Source organism: Rhizobium binxianense (assembly GCF_028994275.1).
GTDB lineage: Bacteria > Pseudomonadota > Alphaproteobacteria > Rhizobiales > Rhizobiaceae > Rhizobium > Rhizobium binxianense.
Window position 1 is genome coordinate 3171163 of sequence record NZ_CP118713.1, and the last position, 18882, is coordinate 3190044.

General features: G+C 61.6%; 20 protein-coding genes. 5 read left to right on the forward strand and 15 right to left on the reverse strand.

The genetic code is table 11. From position 1 onward, the window contains the following. Positions 1–26 precede the first annotated feature (26 nt). From PO860_RS15720 to PO860_RS15740, 5 genes are all read left to right on the forward strand, one after another. Positions 27–956 (forward strand): ABC transporter permease, encoded by a 930-nt coding sequence (locus PO860_RS15720; RefSeq protein WP_183607818.1) that lies wholly within the window; start codon positions 27–29, stop codon positions 954–956. Continuing rightward, positions 953–2080 (forward strand): ABC transporter permease, encoded by a 1128-nt coding sequence (locus PO860_RS15725; protein WP_272781794.1) that lies wholly within the window; start codon positions 953–955, stop codon positions 2078–2080. Before PO860_RS15720 ends, PO860_RS15725 begins: the two co-directional genes overlap by 4 nt. Positions 2081–2138: 58 nt before the next feature. Further along, positions 2139–3110, forward strand: coding sequence for an ABC transporter substrate-binding protein (locus PO860_RS15730; RefSeq protein ID WP_272781793.1), 972 nt, complete (start codon positions 2139–2141; stop codon positions 3108–3110). Between the two features lie 401 nt (positions 3111–3511). After that, the gene (locus PO860_RS15735; protein ID WP_183607815.1) at positions 3512–4702 is read left to right on the forward strand and encodes an efflux RND transporter periplasmic adaptor subunit; all 1191 of its coding nucleotides are present in this window, start codon (positions 3512–3514) and stop codon (positions 4700–4702) included. Positions 4703–4714: 12 nt separating this feature from the next. After that, positions 4715–8035, forward strand: a complete 3321-nt coding sequence (locus tag PO860_RS15740) for an efflux RND transporter permease subunit (RefSeq protein WP_273884575.1) — start codon at positions 4715–4717, stop codon at positions 8033–8035. Positions 8036–8167: 132 nt separating this feature from the next. On the opposite strand, the gene ureG is transcribed toward PO860_RS15740, so the two are convergent. The 15 genes from ureG to urtD all read right to left on the reverse strand — a co-directional run bounded on the left by ureG (position 8168) and on the right by urtD (position 18882). Further along, entirely contained in the window at positions 8168–8779 is a 612-nt protein-coding gene (gene ureG, locus PO860_RS15745; protein WP_097621305.1) for an urease accessory protein UreG, read from the reverse strand. 118 nt (positions 8780–8897) lie between these two features. Further along, a complete protein-coding gene (locus PO860_RS15750; protein WP_273882252.1) occupies positions 8898–9569 on the reverse strand; it encodes an urease accessory protein UreF in 672 nt (223 codons plus the stop codon). A 6-nt stretch (positions 9570–9575) separates the two neighbouring features. Further along, a complete protein-coding gene (ureE, locus tag PO860_RS15755) occupies positions 9576–10172 on the reverse strand; it encodes an urease accessory protein UreE (RefSeq protein ID WP_273882253.1) in 597 nt (198 codons plus the stop codon). An 84-nt stretch (positions 10173–10256) separates the two neighbouring features. Next, positions 10257–11120, reverse strand: a complete 864-nt coding sequence (locus tag PO860_RS15760) for a GGDEF domain-containing protein (RefSeq protein ID WP_273884576.1) — start codon at positions 11118–11120, stop codon at positions 10257–10259. Between the two features lie 330 nt (positions 11121–11450). Then, complete coding sequence (locus tag PO860_RS15765; protein ID WP_273882254.1) at positions 11451–12122, reverse strand: TIGR02117 family protein; 672 nt, start codon at positions 12120–12122, stop codon at positions 11451–11453. A gap of 31 nt (positions 12123–12153) precedes the next feature. Then, on the reverse strand, positions 12154–13866 hold the full coding sequence (ureC, locus tag PO860_RS15770; protein WP_273884577.1) for an urease subunit alpha: 1713 nt from the start codon (positions 13864–13866) through the stop codon (positions 12154–12156). A gap of 3 nt (positions 13867–13869) precedes the next feature. After that, positions 13870–14493, reverse strand: a complete 624-nt coding sequence (locus PO860_RS15775) for a Urease operon accessory protein (RefSeq protein ID WP_273884578.1) — start codon at positions 14491–14493, stop codon at positions 13870–13872. A gap of 16 nt (positions 14494–14509) precedes the next feature. Then, the gene (locus PO860_RS15780) at positions 14510–14917 is read right to left on the reverse strand and encodes a lysozyme inhibitor LprI family protein (RefSeq protein ID WP_273884580.1); all 408 of its coding nucleotides are present in this window, start codon (positions 14915–14917) and stop codon (positions 14510–14512) included. A gap of 17 nt (positions 14918–14934) precedes the next feature. Beyond that, entirely contained in the window at positions 14935–15240 is a 306-nt protein-coding gene (locus PO860_RS15785; protein ID WP_273884581.1) for an urease subunit beta, read from the reverse strand. A gap of 10 nt (positions 15241–15250) precedes the next feature. Beyond that, complete coding sequence (locus PO860_RS15790; RefSeq protein ID WP_273884582.1) at positions 15251–15502, reverse strand: DUF1272 domain-containing protein; 252 nt, start codon at positions 15500–15502, stop codon at positions 15251–15253. A gap of 9 nt (positions 15503–15511) precedes the next feature. Further along, entirely contained in the window at positions 15512–15814 is a 303-nt protein-coding gene (locus tag PO860_RS15795) for an urease subunit gamma (protein WP_126829282.1), read from the reverse strand. Positions 15815–15842: 28 nt separating this feature from the next. Continuing rightward, a complete protein-coding gene (locus PO860_RS15800; RefSeq protein WP_273884675.1) occupies positions 15843–16664 on the reverse strand; it encodes an urease accessory protein UreD in 822 nt (273 codons plus the stop codon). Positions 16665–16816: 152 nt separating this feature from the next. Further along, positions 16817–17512 (reverse strand): urea ABC transporter ATP-binding subunit UrtE, encoded by a 696-nt coding sequence (gene urtE / locus PO860_RS15805; protein WP_273884583.1) that lies wholly within the window; start codon positions 17510–17512, stop codon positions 16817–16819. Positions 17513–17531: 19 nt separating this feature from the next. Then, entirely contained in the window at positions 17532–18050 is a 519-nt protein-coding gene (locus PO860_RS15810; protein ID WP_183607805.1) for a hypothetical protein, read from the reverse strand. Between the two features lie 76 nt (positions 18051–18126). Then, on the reverse strand, positions 18127–18882 hold the full coding sequence (urtD, locus tag PO860_RS15815) for an urea ABC transporter ATP-binding protein UrtD (protein WP_273884676.1): 756 nt from the start codon (positions 18880–18882) through the stop codon (positions 18127–18129).

Sequence of the window (18882 nt, forward strand, 5' to 3'; positions counted from 1 at the left end):
AACTCCAATATCTGGGGGCAGTCGCTGTGAAACCCGACACCCTCAAGAACAAAATCATCCCCGTCACCACCATTCTGGTCGCGCTCGTCGTCCTCTGGTATGTCGCGGCCGTGCTGATGAATGCGCCGTTCCAGCGCGACATGGACGGCCGTGCCGGCGCCACTCCGACGACCCTCGAATTCATCGGCAAGACGCTCGCGCAGCCGAAGCCGATCCTGCCGGCGCCGCATCAGGTGGCGCAGAACGTCTACGAGAACACCGTCCTGCGCAGTCTTTCGAGCAATCGCAGCCTTGTCTATCACAGCTGGGTGACGCTCTCCTCCACCCTGCTGGGCTTCGGCTTCGGCATGCTGCTCGGCATCCTTCTCGCGGTGCTGATCGTGCATAACCGCGCCATGGACCGCTCGCTGATGCCCTGGCTGGTGGCGAGCCAGACCATCCCGATCCTTGCGATTGCGCCGATGATCGTCATCATCTCCTACAATGTGCTGACCGGCGACAATGCGATTGCCCATTTGCTGAACCTCGATTCCGACGCCTCCCGCCTCGTCTCCAAGGCGCTGATCTCCACCTACCTCTCCTTCTTTCCGGTCGCCGTCGGCATGGTGAAGGGGCTGCGTTCGCCTGAGATCATGCATCTCGACCTGATGCGCACCTATTATGCCAGCCCGACGCAGACTTTCTGGAAGCTGCGTGTTCCCGCCTCGATCCCTTTCCTCTTCACCTCGATGAAGGTCGCGATCGCCGCCAGCCTTGTCGGCGCCATCGTCGGCGAGCTGCCGACCGGGGCTGTCGCCGGAATCGGCTCGAAGCTGCTTGCCGGCTCCTACTACAGCCAGACCATCGATATCTGGGCAGCTCTCGTCGCCGGATCGCTGCTGGCGGGCATCCTGGTTGCGATCGTCGGCATTGCCGCAAAGATCGTCGACCGCGCCATGGGCGGGAGGCCGGCATGAGACATCTGACCCTCTCCTGGCAGGGCGTGACCGCCCTTCTGCTCTGCTTCGCGGCGCTGATCACCCTGCCGCTTCTGGCCGAGGGCGCAGCGCGGCCCCTCGCCGACGGCACGACGAGCCTGGTCTTCATCATCGTCATCGCGGCCGCCCTGCTGTCTTTTGCGCCGCAGCCGCCGTCCTACCGCGCCACGGTGCTGTTCATCGGCGCGCATGGTGCTGCCTGGATGCTGCTTTCCGCTCTGTCCGGCAATGAGGCAACGGCGACGCGGGCCTTTTTCCTGCTGCTCTTTTCCTCCTGGTTGCTGGCCTGGCGATGCGTCACCGAACTGTCGAAACTGCAGCCCGTCACCACTTTCGGCAAATCGACACTTCAGCTGTTGATTCCGGCAATCTTCGGCGCCTGGATCCTCATCCTCTGGGAAGCGGCCACGCGCGGCGGCGGCATCCCGTTCATCATCCTGCCGCCGCCGAGCGCCATCGGCATGCGCATCATGGCCTCCCTGCCGATCCTCGGTGCTGACGTCAGGCAGACGATCTTCAAGGCGGTGCTGATCGGTTATATCGTCGGCTGCCTCAGCGGCTTCGCTGTGGCGGTGCTGGCCGACCGCATCACCTTCCTGCGCCGCGGCCTGCTGCCGATCGGCAACATGGTGTCGGCCCTGCCGATCATCGGCGTCGCCCCTGTTATGGTCATGTGGTTCGGCTTCGACTGGCCGTCGAAGGCCGCCGTCGTCATCATCATGACCTTCTTCCCGATGCTGGTGAATACCGTCGCCGGCCTTGCCGCCCCCGGCAGCATGGAGCGCGACCTGATGCGCACCTATGCCTCGAGCGACTGGCAGACGCTGCTCAAGCTCAAGCTGCCGGCAGCCATGCCCTTCATTTTCAATGCACTGAAGATCAACTCGACGCTGGCGCTGATTGGTGCCATCGTTGCCGAATTCTTCGGAACGCCGATCGTCGGCATGGGCTTCCGCATCTCCACCGAGATCGGCCGCATGAATGTCGACATGGTCTGGGCGGAAATCGCCGTCGCGGCGCTGGCCGGCTCGATCTTTTATGGCATCATCGCCCTGACCGAACGGGCGGTGACGTTCTGGCATCCGTCTATCCGTGGTGGCTAGGCGCGCACGGGGTTCGAAAATGAGCCCGGGCATAACTTCAGAGGGTAAGGATAAGAAAATGAGAAAGTTGATGGTTGCAATGATGGCAAGTGCGATGTCGCTTGCAGCAGCCCATGCGATGGCCGCCGACAAGGTGGTGCTGCAGCTGAAATGGGTCACGCAGGGCCAGTTCGGCGGTTACTACGTCGCCAAGGACAAGGGCTTCTACAAGGAAGAAGGCCTCGACGTCGACATCAAGCCGGGTGGTCCCGATATCGCCCCCGAGCAGGTGATCGCCGGCGGCGGCGCCGATGTCATCGTCGACTGGATGGGCGGCGCGCTGGTTGCCCGCGAAAAGGGCGTTCCGCTCGTCAACATCGCCCAGCCCTACCAGAAGTCCGGCCTGGAAATGATCTGCCGCAAGGACGGTCCGGTCAAGACCGAAGCCGACTTCAAGGGCCACACGCTCGGCGTCTGGTTCTTCGGCAACGAATATCCCTTCTTCGCCTGGATGAACAAGCTCGGCCTGTCCACAGAAGGCGGCGCGAACGGCGTCACCGTGCTGAAGCAGAGCTTCGACGTGCAGCCGCTCGTCCAGAAGCAGGCCGACTGCATCTCCGTCATGACCTATAACGAATACTGGCAGGCGATCGATGCCGGCTTCAAGCCGGAGGAACTGACGGTCTTCAACTATACCGAGATGGGCAACGACCTTCTGGAAGACGGCCTCTATGCGATGGAGGACAAGCTGAAAGACCCGGCCTTCAAGGAGAAAATGGTCAAGTTCGTCCGCGCCTCGATGAAGGGTTGGAAATATGCCACTGAAAATCCCGACGAAGCCGCCGAGATCGTCATGGACAATGGCGGCCAGGACGAGAACCATCAGAAGCGCATGATGGGCGAAGTCGCCAAGCTGGTCGGCGACGGCTCCGGCAAGCTCGATGAGGCGCTCTATGCCCGTACGGCAAAGGCGTTGCTCGACCAGAAGATCATCAGCAAGGAGCCCTCGGGCGCCTGGACGCACGACATTACCGACGCCGCCTCCAAGTAGTTCCGGCAATATTGCGGGAGGCAAACGCGCGGAAGATTTTCCGCGCGTTTTGTTTTTTTCGCGCAAGGTGGGAAAAAACACCTTGCAACTGTCGCATTTATCGGGCGTCAAACGTCATGGGGTGGAAGCGCGATCAATCTTCGTAATGTTGACATAACCTTGCGGTGATTGATTGGCGTCGGAATGGTCATTATTATCGCCTCATGGGGAATTGTTTTCTGCCGGACTTGTAGATCGAGCAAATCGATACCACCTACAAGCCGAATTTGCCGACGAGGGATGAAGACGGCAAAGGATCGGCGGATACCTCTGAGAATGCAGGAAGGGCAGTGGCCTGATTGCGCGCTGAGTGGCAGACGCGCGAGTTCGGCCAACCTTATTATAAGATTGGACGAAGACGCATGGCACGCAAGCCGATTGGAATTCTAGGCGCCGCTACCCTTTTTGCAGCGGCCCTTGCTGCATCAACTGCATTTTCGCAGGAAAAGCCGGTCGAAAAACCGCAGCAGAACCTGCCGGCGATCGTCGTCACCAAGGCGACGAACCGGACGCTCGTCGATCGTGTCATCGGCACGGGAACGGTCAAGCCCGTCGAGGAAGTCTATATTCAGCCGCAGGTCGAAGGCCTCTCTATCCGCACGCTGAAAGCCGATATCGGCGACAAGGTCCAGGCGGAAAGCACGTTGGCGACGCTCAATGACGACGCGCTGGTGCTGGAGAAAAGCCAGATGATGGCGACGAGGGCCAAGGGCGAAGCAAGCCTCGCCCAGCTGCGCGCCCAGCTCATCGAAGCCCAGGCCAATGCCGAACAGGCCAGGCAGCAACAGGCCCGCTCCCAGGAAATGGTCAAGAAAGGCACGGTTTCCACCGCCCAGGTCGAGCAGGCCGATGCGACCGCCGCCGCCGCGAACGCCCGCGTCGTCTCTGCCGAACAGGCGATCGAGGTGGCCGAAGCCGATCTCAAGGTCTTCGACAGCCAGATCGCTGATGCCGATCTGAAGCTCGCCCGGACCGATGTGAAGACGCCGGTCGCCGGCACGATCTCGGCAAAGAATGCCAAGGTCGGCGCCATTGCCGCCGGCAACGGCGACCCGCTGTTCACCCTCATCCGCGACGGCGATATCGAGCTTGTCGCCGAAGTCGCCGAAAGCGATATCGTCAGAGTGATGGCCGGCCAGAAGGCGACGATTTCCCTTTCCGGCAGCCGCGAGAAGCTTTCCGGCGCCGTGCGCCTGGTGTCTCCGACCGTCGATCCGGTGACCCGCCTCGGTCTCGTCCATATCTCCATCGACGATGACAGCAAGGCGCGTTCCGGCATGTATGGCAGCGCCGAGATTATCGTCCGGGAGACCGAGGGCGTATCGCTTCCGCTGACCGCGGTGCTGACCGGCAACGAAGGCTCCTCCGCGCGCAAGGTTGAGGGCGGCGTGGTGAAATTCGCCAAGATCGAGACCGGCATCCAGGACGGCGCCTATGTCGAGATCGTCAATGGATTGAAGAGCGGCGACGAGGTCGTGGCCAAGGCGGGCGCCTATGTCCGCGATGGCGACCACATCACGCCGGTGCGTGAACAGCCCCCGGCTTCCAACTAAAGAGACCATCCGATGAATTTTTCAGCCTGGTCCATTCGAAATCCGATCGCGCCGCTCCTGGCCTTCTGCCTGCTGATATTCATCGGCATGCAGTCATTCAACAAGCTGCCGATCACGCGCTTCCCGAACATCGACGTGCCGCTCGTTTCGATCAGCGTGACGCAGAGCGGCGCTTCGCCGGCCGAGCTCGAAATGCAGGTGACGAAGGAGATCGAAGACGCGATCGCCTCGATCACCGGCATCGACGAAATCCAGTCGACGGTGACCGACGGCAGCTCGCAGACCAACGTGATGTTCCGGATGGAAGTGCCGACGGAACAGGCCGTGCAGGACGTCAAGGACGCGATCGATCGCATTCGCAGCGATCTGCCGGCGACCGCAGAAGCGCCTATTGTCACCAAGGTCGATGTCGAGGGCCAGGCAATCCAGACCTTCGCCGTTTCCTCGCCCGACATGTCGCTGGAAGAACTCTCCTGGTTCGTCGACGATACGATCAAGCGCGCGCTGCAGGGCCAGGCCGGCATCGGCCGCGTCGACCGTTACGGCGGCGCCGAGCGCGAAGTGCGCATCGAACTGACCCCCGGCAAGCTCGATGCCTACGGCATCACCGCCGCTAGCGTGAACCAGCAGCTGCGTGGCACCAACATCGACCTCGGCTCCGGCCGCGGCCAAGTGGCCGGCAGCGAACAGGCGATCCGTGTTCTCGGCGATGCGCGCAATGTCGCCGAGCTCGCCGACACGACGATCGCGCTGCCGAACGGCCGCTTCGTCAAACTGTCCGATCTCGGTGTCATCAAGGACACCTATGAAGAGCCGAAATCCTTCTCGCGCTTCAACGCCACGCCGGTTGTCACCTTCGGCGTCTTCCGCTCGAAGGGCGCCAGCGAAGTCAGCGTCGCCGAAACCGTAGCGCAAAGCCTCGACAAGGTGCGAACCGAAAATCCGAACGTGAAGATCGAGCTGATCGACGATTCGGTTTATTTCACCTACGGCAATTACGAAGCCGCCATCCATACGCTGCTCGAAGGCGCGCTGCTCGCCGTCATCGTCGTCTTCCTGTTCCTGAGGAACTGGCGCGCGACGCTGATTTCGGCCATCGCCCTTCCGCTGTCAGCGATCCCGACCTTCTGGATCATGGATATGATGGGCTTCTCCCTGAACCTCGTCAGCTTCCTGGCTTTGACACTCGCGACAGGTATCCTGGTCGACGATGCGATCGTCGAAATCGAAAACATCGCCCGCCACATCAAGATGGGCAAGACGCCCTATCGAGCGGCGATCGAAGCAGCTGATGAAATCGGCCTTGCCGTCATCGCAACCACCTTCACGATCATCGCCGTTTTCGTGCCGGTTTCCTTCATGCCGGGCATTCCGGGCCAGTACTTCATCCAGTTCGGCCTGACGGTCGCCTTCTCGGTCTTCTTCTCGCTGATGGTCGCGCGCCTGATTACCCCGATGATGGCCGCCTATCTCATGCGCGCCGAAGACGGCATGGAAGACCATCACGACAATGACAGTCTGCTGATGCGTGGATACACGCGTCTCATACGCGGGACGACTGGGCGTTGGTACACGCGCTATGCGACGCTGATCGTCGCCTTCGGTTTCCTGGTGGGCTCCGTCTTGTTGCTCATGAAGGTTCCGGGCAGCTTCCTGCCGCCCGAAGACGCTTCACGCATCGTTCTCTCCGTCGAGCTGCCACCCAATGCACGGCTTGACGACACCGAGAAGACGACGGATGCAATCTATGACCGGGTCAAGGATATCAACGGCGTCGAAAGCGTCTTCGTCCTCGGCGGCGCATCGCCGAAGGGCGATCTCGAACTGCGCCGCGCAACCATCACGCTGGCACTTCACAAGCTCGACCAGTCGTTGATCAAGAAGATGGTCAATGACGGGCTCGGCCATATCCCGGTCATCGGGCCGATGCTGCCGAAGGTGGAGGTCCACGGCCGCGAACGTCCGCAATGGGATATCGAAAAGGAAGTCTTCGCCAAGCTGCACGACATTCCCGACGTCCACATCCTCAAGCTCAACGACCGCGGCGAACGCGACCTCTCCTTCAACTTCCTCTCCAAAAACGAGAAGGACCTGAACGACGCCGTCGGTATTCTGGAATCCAAGCTCCGCGCCGATCCGCTGCTCGCCAATGTCAGCGCCGACGGCGCCCTGCCCCGTCCGGAACTGCAGGTCTACCCGCGCAAGAACGAGGCCGCCCGCCTCGGCATCACGCCGCAGCAGATCTCCGAAACGATCCGCGTCGCCACCATCGGCGATGTCGATGCCGCCCTTGCCAAGATCTCGCTCGACGATCGCCAGATCCCGATCCGCGTCCAGGCGGCACTCGACATGCGCCGCGACCTTGCGGCTCTCCGGGCACTGAAAATCCAGACCGCCAGCGGCGGCACCGTTCCGCTCGCGAGCGTCGCCAATATCGACTATTCGGAGGGCGTAAGCTCGATCAAGCGCAACAACCGTTACCGCGTCGTCTCAATCGGCTCCGACCTGCCGCAGGGCGTGGCGCTCGATACAGCCTCGGCCCGGTTCCGCGAGATCGTCGAGGCCGCCAATATCCCGGCCACGGTGCATCTTGCCGAAAGTGGCGACACCAAGGTGCAGTCCGAGATGCAGCAGAGCTTCGTCAACGCCATGTTGATGGGCCTCCTGCTGGTGCTGACGGTGCTGATCCTGCTCTTCAAGGACGTGATCCAGCCCTTCACCATCCTGTTCTCGCTGCCGCTTGCCATCGGCGGCGTCGCGGCGGCGCTGATCATCACCAGCAATCCGCTGTCCATGCCTGTCATGATCGGTATTCTGATGCTGATGGGTGTCGTCACCAAGAACGCCATCCTGCTCGTGGATTTCGCGATCGAGATGCGCCACCAGGGCATGGCCCGCGTCGAAGCCATGGTCGAGGCCGGCCGCAAGCGCGCCCGGCCGATCATCATGACCTCGATCGCCATGTCGGCAGGCATGCTGCCTTCCGCGCTCGGTGTGGGCGAAGGCGGCTCGTTCCGCGCGCCGATGGCGATCGCGGTGATCGGCGGCATCATCGTCTCGACGGTGCTCTCGCTCGTCGTCGTGCCTTCCTTCTTCCTGATCATGGACGATCTGTCCCGCCTGCTCGGCTGGGCCTTCGGCCGCTTGGTCGGCAGGAAGGATCAGGAAGACCTGCCGCTGTCGCGTGAGGATCTCACCCGCGTCACCCGCGAAAACCGTAGCGATATCGACTCGCTGGACGAGCGCCTGACCGCGATCGAAAAGCCTGAAGACAAACGCAAGAAGACAAACGACACCAACGTGCTCCGCCTGCCGCCCTTCGCGGCCGAGTGAGCAAAGGCTCAGGAAATCAAAACGGGCCGGGAGCGATCTCCCGGCCCGTTCCGCTTTGTCTTCATGGGTGCGGCAGACGGGGCGGATTTCTCCTCGCCGTCAGTGCCGACCTGCTGCGGCAGGTCTGGCTGCTCAGAGTCCACCCTGCTCCCTGAGGAAGCTGACGATCGCGTTGATACCGTCGCCGCGTTTCATGTCGGAGAAGACGAAGGGACGCGTGGCGCGCATGCGCGCCGCATCCCGGTCCATCACCTCGAGATCGGCGCCGACATAGGGTGCCAGATCCTTCTTGTTGATGACCAGCAGATCCGACCGGGTGATGCCGGGCCCGCCCTTGCGCGGGATTTCCTCGCCCTGGCAGACGGAGATGACATAGATGGTGATATCGGCAAGATCGGGCGAAAAAGTCGCCGCCAGATTGTCGCCGCCGGATTCGATGAAGACGACGTCGAGATCGGGGATCCGCTGGTTGAGACCGGCGATCGCCTGAAGGTTGATGGTCGCATCCTCGCGAATGGCGGTGTGCGGGCAACCGCCCGTCTCGACGCCGACGATGCGGTCCGAAGGCAGTGCCTGCATGCGCACCAATGCTTCGGCATCCTCGGTCGTGTAGATGTCGTTGGTGACCACGGCGACGGAATAGTCGTCGCGCATCGCCTTGCAGAGCTTTTCGGTCAGCGCCGTCTTGCCCGAGCCGACCGGCCCACCGATGCCGACGCGCAGAGGTCCGTTTCTTGATTTCATCTGTTTTACTCCAATCGAAGCCCGATGATAGCGACGTCGCCGGCGCGCGCCACCGTCAAATGACTTAGAGCGGTTCAGCTTATCGCTCTAAGTTTTTATTTTTACGCAATCCGGACGATCACGAACGGAACAGTCGCGTCGCCTGCGTTTCGTGGCGCAAGCTGGCAATATCGGCCTGCACCGTCGCCGAGCCCAGATCATCGAGCGTCGAGGCCGCCGCCCGCCGAGCAACCTCTGCGATACGCTCTTCGAGACCGGCAAGCACTGCAACGCCATCCCTCTGCCCGGCGACACCGAGACGGATGCCTGATGACATCGCCTGCGAGGCATAGGCGTGCAGAAAAACCGCAAGCACCGTCTCAGGCCCTATGCCGTGTGCGCCCGCAACCGCCCCGACCGCAATGGGATAAGCGACCTTGCCGGGCAGCCTTTCGAAAACCTCGTTCGGCCAGGCCCGCGCCGCCGCGAGGAAGGCGTCTCCGAGCAGCATCGTTTCCTGATGGCGCTCACGCGATCCAGCAAGCGCCTCGGCGAGTGCAGCGACTTCGGCAAGGCGTGCGGGTTCTGCTTGGCCCCTGTGGCTCTCGGCCAGAAGCACCGCGTCGTTCCAAACCGACCCATGGTCGATCAGCGTGCCGACCCAGGCCGCAAGCGAGGCCGCATCGGTGACGAGTCCGTCGGCCACCGCCCGCTCCAGCCCGCCCGAATAGGCAAAGCTGCCGATCGGAAAGGCCGGCGAGAGCCATGCCGTCAGGCGCAGCAATGCCTGCAACTCGTCATCCCTGGTCATCGGCTCTCAGTCGTGCTTATGGCCGTGATGTCCGTGGTCATGATCATGATCCCGCCCGTGGTCGTGGTCATGATTACATCCCGGTCCATGCTCATGGTCGTGGCCATGATCATGTTTGTGGTCATGCCCGTGGTCATGAGCCGCATGTTCGTGATCGTGCGAATGCCCGCCATGGGAATGATAGGCTCCGCGCGCCGGCTGGAAGGGCTCGTCGATGTCGAGGACGGTGGCGCCGAGCCCCTGCAGCATGGCGCGGATGACGTGGTCGCGCAGGATGACGATGCGGTCTTCCTCGATCTGGGCCGCAAGATGACGGTTGCCGAGATGCCAGGCAAGCTCGATCAGATGTGTGCGGTCGCGGCCGCGAACCTCGAAGAGCTTCTCATCGGCCGCGAGGATCTCGATCAACTCGCCATCGTCGCGCACCAGCAGGTCGCCATTGGCGAAAAGCACCGGGTCCTTGAGGTCGAGCATGACCATCTCGCCATTTTCCAGATGCAGCAGCTTGCGGCGCAGATGGCGCAGATCGTGCGGCAGCTTGACCTGGGCGGTCGGATGGGAGGACGGGGTTCCGGCGGGAAGATAAGATGTAACGCGCTGCATGATATGTCCGTTTTGCTGAGGCGACCATGCAAAATAGCCTCTCCCGATGCAAGCACCAATGGCCTTTTGCACGGAACGGGGCTTTTATATTCCGTAAGCCTGCATCACGTTGTCGCTCTCAGCTGCCCGACCCTTGGCATCGAGGCTATTGTCAACGAGCCCGTGCCAGGCGTGATGCAGACCTTCCCGCTCGTGTACGACGCGATTGCGCCCAAGCGCCTTGGCGAGATAGAGCGCTCGGTCTGCCGAAGCATAGACCGCCTGATTGTTGCGCCCGACGCCGAGATCGGCAACACCGCCGGAAACGGTGATGCGGATATCGTGCCCCTCGGCCGCGATGGCGCCGCTTGCAATCCGGGCCCGGACACCTTCGATGCGCTCCATCCGCGCCTCCAGCGGCTCACCGGAGACGATGACGCCGAATTCCTCCCCACCCAGCCGTGCAACGACGGACATCTCATCGAAGGCGGATCTGAGCATGGCCGAGACGGCGGTAATGACGGCATCGCCGCAGGCATGGCCGAAGCGATCGTTGATCGCCTTGAAACGGTCGACATCGAATATGACGAGCGAGGCGTTGCCCTCGGTATTCTCGAGCGCCTCTGTGAAGGCACGCCGGTTCAGGAGGCCGGAAAGTGTGTCCGTGCGGCTGAGCTTTTCGAACTCCGCCCGCGACAGCGTCAGCTCATGCAGGGCAAAACCGGCAGCCAGCGACAGCATGCCGGAAACCGTCCCGCCAACGAGCCAGGAAAAAATGGCGCCGAAGCCGATCGCATGCGAGAGCGTCACCGGCAGCAGCCCGAGAAAACCGAGCGGCGGTATCGTCAGCGATATGATGACGCCGGAGAGAATGACGGCAAGAAAGCTCATCTTCAGAGCGAAGAGATAGACGTTCCTGCGATGTTGAAAATTGCCGAAATCGGCCTGCAGCGACATCCAGTTTCTCATCAGAATCAACCTTCCTGTCCGGCGTTGCAAGGCATTGATAAGAGTCCAATTGCTGCGGGTGTCTTAATCGACTCGTTAAAATCCGACCGATTTTGGACGATTCGGTGGACAGATTTTTTCTAGCAGGAGATGCAAGCGTCCGATCCCTGAATCGCACAGGGCATGGACCAGCCTATATCATTGACATGACAGGTCTTTTCTGGGCTCCACGGCTAAGTTGTTCCAGAATGGCTTACCTCGGGAAAACACAGTTTTTCACGCGGATTTTTACAACCGAATGGAGAGTGTCGTTCACAATTTCGTTGGCGAGCGGACCGGCCAGCGGCTGCTTCAATTGTAGACACCGAGAGACAATCGCAATGATTGTGGAAGCGGGTTCCATAAGCCGGTCCGAAGCCCGGCCGAGCGGAGCGCAGCCGCCGTCCAGGTGTTGCAGCCGAAGAGAGCGTTGAAATATCCCTTTGCCTCGAAGAACCGGTCGATCTCGCCGTAACCCGCATCCGGAATCGGCTTCACCGTACCCGCGCCGCGAACGAAGCTGTCCGAGATAAAATTGCGCAGCCGCGCCAGTTGATCGTCGCCGATATCGAATGCCGCAACGGCGGGCTGCGGCTCGGTGATGTGACCGGCAAGGTCCACATGCAGCACCGAACGATCGATCGTCAGCGCCCGCAGCACCGGCAGCGGCTTCAGCTCCGTCCAGGTCGGAGTTTCCAGATAGAAGGCACGGCCACCCCAGCCAATGATGAGCCATTCCGCATTCGGATGGCCAAGCGGAAAATCGGGATTGTCGAGGAAGGAAAAGGCGGCGCGCGTCTCCTCGCCGAGCGGAATGGCAATATCGGTGTGGATCGGTCCCGACAGCAGGAGAATCCGATGGCTTGCCGCCGCGGATGATGCCTTGACCGGGGCAATCAGCGGCCGCGGAATGAAGGTCCCGCAGGCCGCCAAAAATACGAACAGGAATATGATCCGCAGCAACCAGCTGATGCCCGTCCTCATCGGAACCACCGGTCACACATCGGGCGTGCGCCTAAAACAGGAAATAGCGCTGCGCCATCGGCAGCACCGTCGCCGGCTCGCAGGTCAGCAATTCGCCGTTCGCCCTGACCTCGTAGGTCTCCGGATCGACCTCGATCGCGGGTGTCAGGTCGTTGTGGATCATCGATGCCTTGGAGATGCCGCCGCGCGTATTCTTCACCGCCACCAGTTCCTTGGCGACGCCGAGCCGGCCCTTCAGGCCGGCATCGAGCGCGGCCTGGCTGACGAAGGTGACGGAGGAATTGGTGAGGCTCTTGCCGTAGGAGGCAAACATCGGCCGGTAGTGAACCGGCTGCGGCGTCGGGATCGAGGCATTCGGATCGCCCATCGGCGCGGCGGCGATCGAACCGCCGAGCAGCACCATATCGGGCTTAACGCCGAAGAAGGCGGGATTCCACAGCACCAGATCGGCGCGCTTACCGACTTCGACCGAGCCGATCTCATGGCTGAGACCATGGGCAATCGCCGGATTGATCGTGTATTTGGCGATATAGCGGCGAACGCGGAAATTGTCGTTGTCGCCCTTTTCTTCCTTCAGCCGTCCGCGCTGGCGCTTCATCTTGTCGGCCGTCTGCCAGGTGCGGATTGCCACCTCGCCGACGCGGCCCATGGCCTGGCTGTCGGAGGAGATGATCGAGAAGGCGCCGATATCGTGCAGAATGTCTTCAGCGGCGATCGTCTCCTTGCGGATACGGCTTTCGGCGAAGGCGATATCTTCCGGGATCGACGGCGACAGGTGATGGCAGACCATCAGCATGTCGAGATGCTCGGCGATCGTATTGACTGTATAGGGCCGCGTCGGATTGGTCGACGAGGGGATGACGTTCGGCTGGCCGCAGATCTTGATGATGTCAGGTGCGTGCCCGCCGCCCGCCCCTTCCGTATGGAAGGCATGGATGGTGCGGCCCTTGATGGCCCCGATCGTATCCTCGACGAAGCCGCTTTCGTTCAGCGTATCCGTATGGATCATCACCTGCACGTCATATTCGTCGGCAACCGACAGGCAGCAGTCGATGGCGCCTGGTGTCGTGCCCCAATCCTCATGCAGCTTCAGCGAAGTGGCGCCGGCAAGCACCATTTCGACAAGTGCGCCCGGCAGCGAGGCATTACCTTTGCCGGCAAAAGCAAGGTTCATCGGGAAGGCGTCGGCCGCCTCGATCATCCGCTGGAGGTGCCACGGACCGGGCGTGCAAGTGGTGGCGAGCGTGCCATGCGCCGGGCCTGTACCGCCGCCGAGCATGCAGGTCATGCCGCTCATCAGCGCTTCTTCGATCTGCTGCGGCGCGATGAAATGGATATGGCTGTCCATGCCGCCAGCGGTAACGATCTTGCCTTCGGCGGCGATCGCCTCCGTGCCCGGGCCGACGATGATATTGACGCCGGGTTGCATGTCGGGATTACCGGCCTTGCCGATTGCGACGATGCGGCCGTTCTTGAGCCCGATATCGGCCTTGTAGATGCCCGAATGATCGACGATCACGGCATTGGTGATGACGGTATCGACCGCACCGTCCGCGCGCGTCACCTGGCTCTGGCCCATGCCGTCGCGGATCACCTTGCCCCCGCCGAACTTCACCTCCTCGCCATAGGTGGTGAAATCCTTCTCGATCTCGATGAAAAGCTCCGTATCGGCAAGGCGCACCTTGTCGCCGGTGGTCGGTCCAAACATACCGGCATAAGCGGTGCGCGAGATCTTGTAGGGCATCTATCAGGCTCCTTGGGAGGAAGAGGCAAGTGTTTTTCCGCCAAGCCGCTTCAGGCGGCCCGCGGCAATATAGGTATCGACAAGCTGTCTTTCGGCGGCGAAGGGATGCCATTCCCAGCCGACATGGCCGAAGCCGGCGAGCGTCACCTCGGCATCGGCAGATTTCTCCATCACCTCGCCGATCACGATCATGCCGCTGCTCGGCACGACATAGGGCGAAGGAGCAAAGGCCGAAAGCGCCGCATCGACGGCTTCGTGAACCGACTTGTCGATGACGACATACGTCTTGCCGGTGTCCGAGCAGAAGGTGCCGAACGCATTCGTGTAGTCGTCGCAGAAATCGTCGAGTTCCGGATGCGAGACGGCAAGCGGTGCGCGAAGTGCCGCGAATTTTTCCGGATCGCGCACGCTCCAGATTTCGGCGGCCGAGACGACAGCGGGATGAGTGCGCCATTGCTCCGAGCCGAGCATCGCCTTGGCCGGCCTGCCGGTGTTGCAAACGGCAACGGCGTCGGTACGGCGACCGCCGGCGCCATAGGAGCGGCAATCGTTGAAACGGATGACGAAATCGGCAGCATCGATGACGCCAGCCGCTCCTTCCCCGATCTCACCATTGCCAACGATCATGATCTTCCTGGCCACCTCAGTTACTCATCGAATCTTCGAGCTCTTTCAGCTCTTTCGTGCGTTTGTCCGTGATATCGGCGAGACACCCGGCAACCAGCATCGGCTCCATCGTGCCGCCGCGCGCCTGGAATCCAGCGGCATCGCATTCGGCATCGCGATAATCGATCCAGGCGCGCTGCGCCTTGACCAGCGCTTTTTCAGCACCCTTCATGTCGCCGTCCAGATCGCCGTCGATCGCCACCATCGCGGCGCGCGTTTTCTTGTATTGCGCGTTAAGCACCTTGTCGGCCGCATCGTGACGCGCCGCCTCGCAGGAAGTCATGTCCGATTGCGTCTGGGGGTTCTTGCAATCGATATCCTGGGCAGAAGCCGCGCCTGAAATCAGCAGCATCGCCACCCCGACGAGGCAGATATTCAAACGCATGCATCCCTCCCGCTTGCTTAGAGCTTGCCCATCACCAGCTGGCGGAAGCCATAGACTTCGCGCTTGCCGGAAAGCGGGATAAGCGTCACCGAGCGCGTCTGCCCGGGCTCGAAGCGCACGGCGGTTCCCGACGGGATATCAAGCCGCTTGCCATGCGCCGCCGCTCGGTCGAAGGAAAGCCCGGCATTGGTCTCGGCGAAATGGTAGTGGCTGCCGACCTGCACCGGCCGGTCGCCGGTGTTGGAAACCTCCAGCGTCACCGTCAGCGCGCCGGCATTCAGTTCGATGTCGCCGCTTGCGGCAATGATCTCGCCCGGAATCATCTCGTTCTCCTTAAGCCGCCTTGGGCGCGCAGCCCTCAGCCTTCAGCACACGTTTCGTCGACGCCGGATTTTTGGCGAGCATCGCCACCGGCCGAATAGGCCTGGCGACGAGATTGCCACCGCAATTCGGGCATGCGCCCTTCAGCACATTGTCCACGCAATCGGCGCAGAAGGTGCATTCATAGGTGCAGATCCGCGCCTCAGCGCTATCAGGCGGCAAATCCTTGTCGCAGCATTCGCAATTGGGCCTGAGCTCCAGCATTTGATCTCCTCACCGGATCGGTTCGTGCACGGTGACGAGCTTGGTTCCATCGGGGAACGTCGCCTCCACCTGCACGTCGTGGATCATCTCGGCAACGCCCTCCATCACCTGACTGCGGTCGATCACATGGGCGCCGGCCTCCATCAGTTCGGCAACCGGGCGGCCGTCGCGAGCGCCTTCGACAACGAAATCGCTGATCAGCGCGATCGCTTCGGGATAGTTCAGCTTGACGCCGCGCTCCAACCGCCGGCGCGCCACGATCGCCGCCATTGAAATCAACAGCTTGTCTTTCTCTCTCGGAGTGAGGTTCATCGCTTGTCCATCTGCTGCATGCCTAGGTTCATAGATTCCAGACTTTCGGCACAGGCGCACCATTGCGCAAGGCGGAAATGACCGGGATCAGAATTTTTCTGAGCGAGAAGCCGTCGGGCGCCGCAAGGCGGACGATGAGCTTGTCGTTCCAGGCGCTCGCCCCGCCCATCGGTCCCTCGACGAGCGGCCGCACTTTGCCGAGATAGGCCTCAGCCAGCGGCCCGGCATAGAGCAGCGTCGCAAAGGCCACCTGCCCTCCGAGTACGGCCTGACGCGCGGCAAGAGCCGCCACGCCGTCGGAAAGCCTAAGTTCTTCGGCATGAATCAGACGGCCGGAACGGCGGATGCGCCAGCGGTCGCGGAAAAGCCCCGTCTCCATCATCTCGCCCATCGCCTTGCGGCCGAGCAGCACCGCTTCGACGGCCAGAAATTCGGCACTGTCGTCAAGATCGACATCCAGCCGACGAGAGAGCGATGCACGATCGAAAAGGATCGTCTCCTGCGGCAGCCAGTCAACGCGGGCACCCGCGCCGACCTCGATGCTGGTCGAAACCTCCGCCGTTCCGGCCGAAGCCTTGTAGATCTTCTCGCAGGCCTGGGTGGTGACGTCGATGCGCGTACCGGCGCCGGCAACGACGCTCCAGGACATGCGGTCACCGCCCGTCAAACCGCCGGCTGTGTTGATGATGACGGCTTCCATCGAAGCGTCGAAAGTATCGGGCAGGCGGATCTTCGCCGCCCCCTCCTGATAGAGTTCGCGGATACGCGTGCGGCCATCAAACAGCTTTGCCGCCAGATGCCCGCGTCCTTCCGCTCTTTGCGGTCTCGTGCTCGTCGCCGCAATCGTCATATCATCCCTTTCGGTCACGCTACCGGTTTTCATTCAATCGCGCGGATGACGGAAAGCAAGCAATTCCCATGCCGTGCGGATGAGACCTTTGGCGGCGGCGGAAGGTTTTGCCAGGTGCCGAACCCTCTGCTGCAAAATGCGGCATCTGCCGATCAGACGGTCAGGTGACGACGAGCTTCCGGCGTATCCAGCGTTTCGGCAAGCCCTTCATGCACGATCTCGCCGCGGTCCATGATGTAGACGTAGTCGGCAAGCTCGCGGCAGAAATCGAGATACTGCTCGACGAGCAGGATCGCCATGCCTGTGGAATCACGGAGATAGCGGATCGCCCGGCCGATATCCTTGATGATCGAGGGCTGGATGCCCTCGGTCGGCTCGTCGAGCACAAGGATCTTCGGCCGCGTCACCATGGCGCGCCCGATTGCCAGCTGCTGCTGCTGCCCGCCGGAAAGATCGCCGCCGCGACGTGACAACATCGACTTCAGCACCGGGAAGAGACTGAAGATGTCGTCAGGGATGTTGCGGTCGCGGCGGCCAAGCGGAGCAAAACCGGTTTCGAGATTTTCCTTGACTGTCAGCAGCGGGAAGATTTCGCGCCCCTGCGGCACATAGCCGATGCCCTGCTTGGCGCGGGCAAAAGGCGGCAGGCCGTTGAGCTTGGTGTCGTTGAAGGTGACAGTGCCGGCCGACAGCGGATGCTGGCCGGTGATAGCGCGCAGGAGCGAACTCTTGCCGACGCCATTGCGACCCAGCACGCAGGTGATCTTGCCCATCTCCGCTTTGACGGAGATGCCGCGCAGCGCCTGAGCGGCGCCATAATGCAGGTTTGCATTTTCGACTGTCAGCATCCGTTTCACCCATTCCCCATCAATTCATCAACGTGCGCCTCAGCATTTGCAGGGCGTGCTCCTGTTCCTTCGTTCTCTCGCCACCGGCCTCGGCCACCTCCTCGGCAATGCCGATCAGTTGCTGACGCTCCTGCATGTCGAGCGCCTTCAACCAGAGATCCCGGAACCGGCGGATCGGATCTTCGGGACTGGTGACGTTTTTGGACGCCCATTCGCCGAAAACCAGCACCTCTTCCATGTCGCCCGGCCGGATGATGCCTTTCATGCGGCTGCGAACGACATCCTTCGCAGCGTCGAGATACATCGGCTTTTCCTTGGCAAGGCAAAAGAAAAAGGCCACCGCCGCAATCGCCGGATCGGCGATCGAGGCCAGCGGCGCGACCTCCGCCTGCTTGCGAAACTTTTTGCGCTTATAGGCGCCCCGCATCCGCTCGACGGAATCGATGATCTCGTTTCCTGCCTCACGTACCATTTTAAGACGCCAATACCAGATAACCGCGCCGCTGATCGCCGCGACCAGAATACCGAGAAGAGCCATGATCAAACCCCACAATAAACCCCGCCCGTTTTAGAGCGTTTTCTTTTGTCAGGTTCAAGCGGGTAAGTTGCATTGATCACCGCCCCAGATAATTCTCGATCACCTTCGGATCCGAGCTGACGAAATCGATCGACCCTTCCGCCAGCACCGAGCCTTCGGCAAGGCACGTCACCTTGACGCCGAGGTCGCGGATGAAGCCCATGTCGTGCTCGACGACGACCACCGAGCGGGTCTTGGCGATGTCTCTAAGCAGGATCGCGGTTTCCGCCGTTTCCGCATCCGTCATGCCGGCCACCGGTTCGTCGACCAGCAGCAGCTTCGGCTCCTGCGCCAAGAGCATGCCGATCTCAAGCCATTGCTTCTGCCCGTGCGAGAGTTTGGCGGCGAATTCGTCACGGCGGTGTGTCAGCCGCACCGTTTCGAGGATTTCCTCGATGCGCGCCTTGTCCTCACCCGAAAGTCGGTAGAGCAGCGTCGAGAACACACCGCGACGGCGGTTCAGCGCCAGTTCCAGATTGTCCCAGACCGTATGGCTTTCGAAGACCGTCGGCTTCTGGAACTTGCGGCCGATGCCGAGCTGGGCGATATCGGCCTCGTCCCTCTTGGTGAGGTCGATCGTGCCGTTGAAGAAGACCTCGCCCTCGTCGGGCCTGGTCTTGCCGGTGATGATGTCCATCATCGTCGTCTTCCCGGCGCCGTTCGGGCCGATGATGGCGCGGAGTTCGCCGGGTTCGATGACGATCGAGAGCGAGTTCAGCGCCTTGAAGCCGTCGAAGGAAACCGAAACGCCGTTGAGATAAAGCACGCTGTTGGGTTTGACGTCGGGAATCAT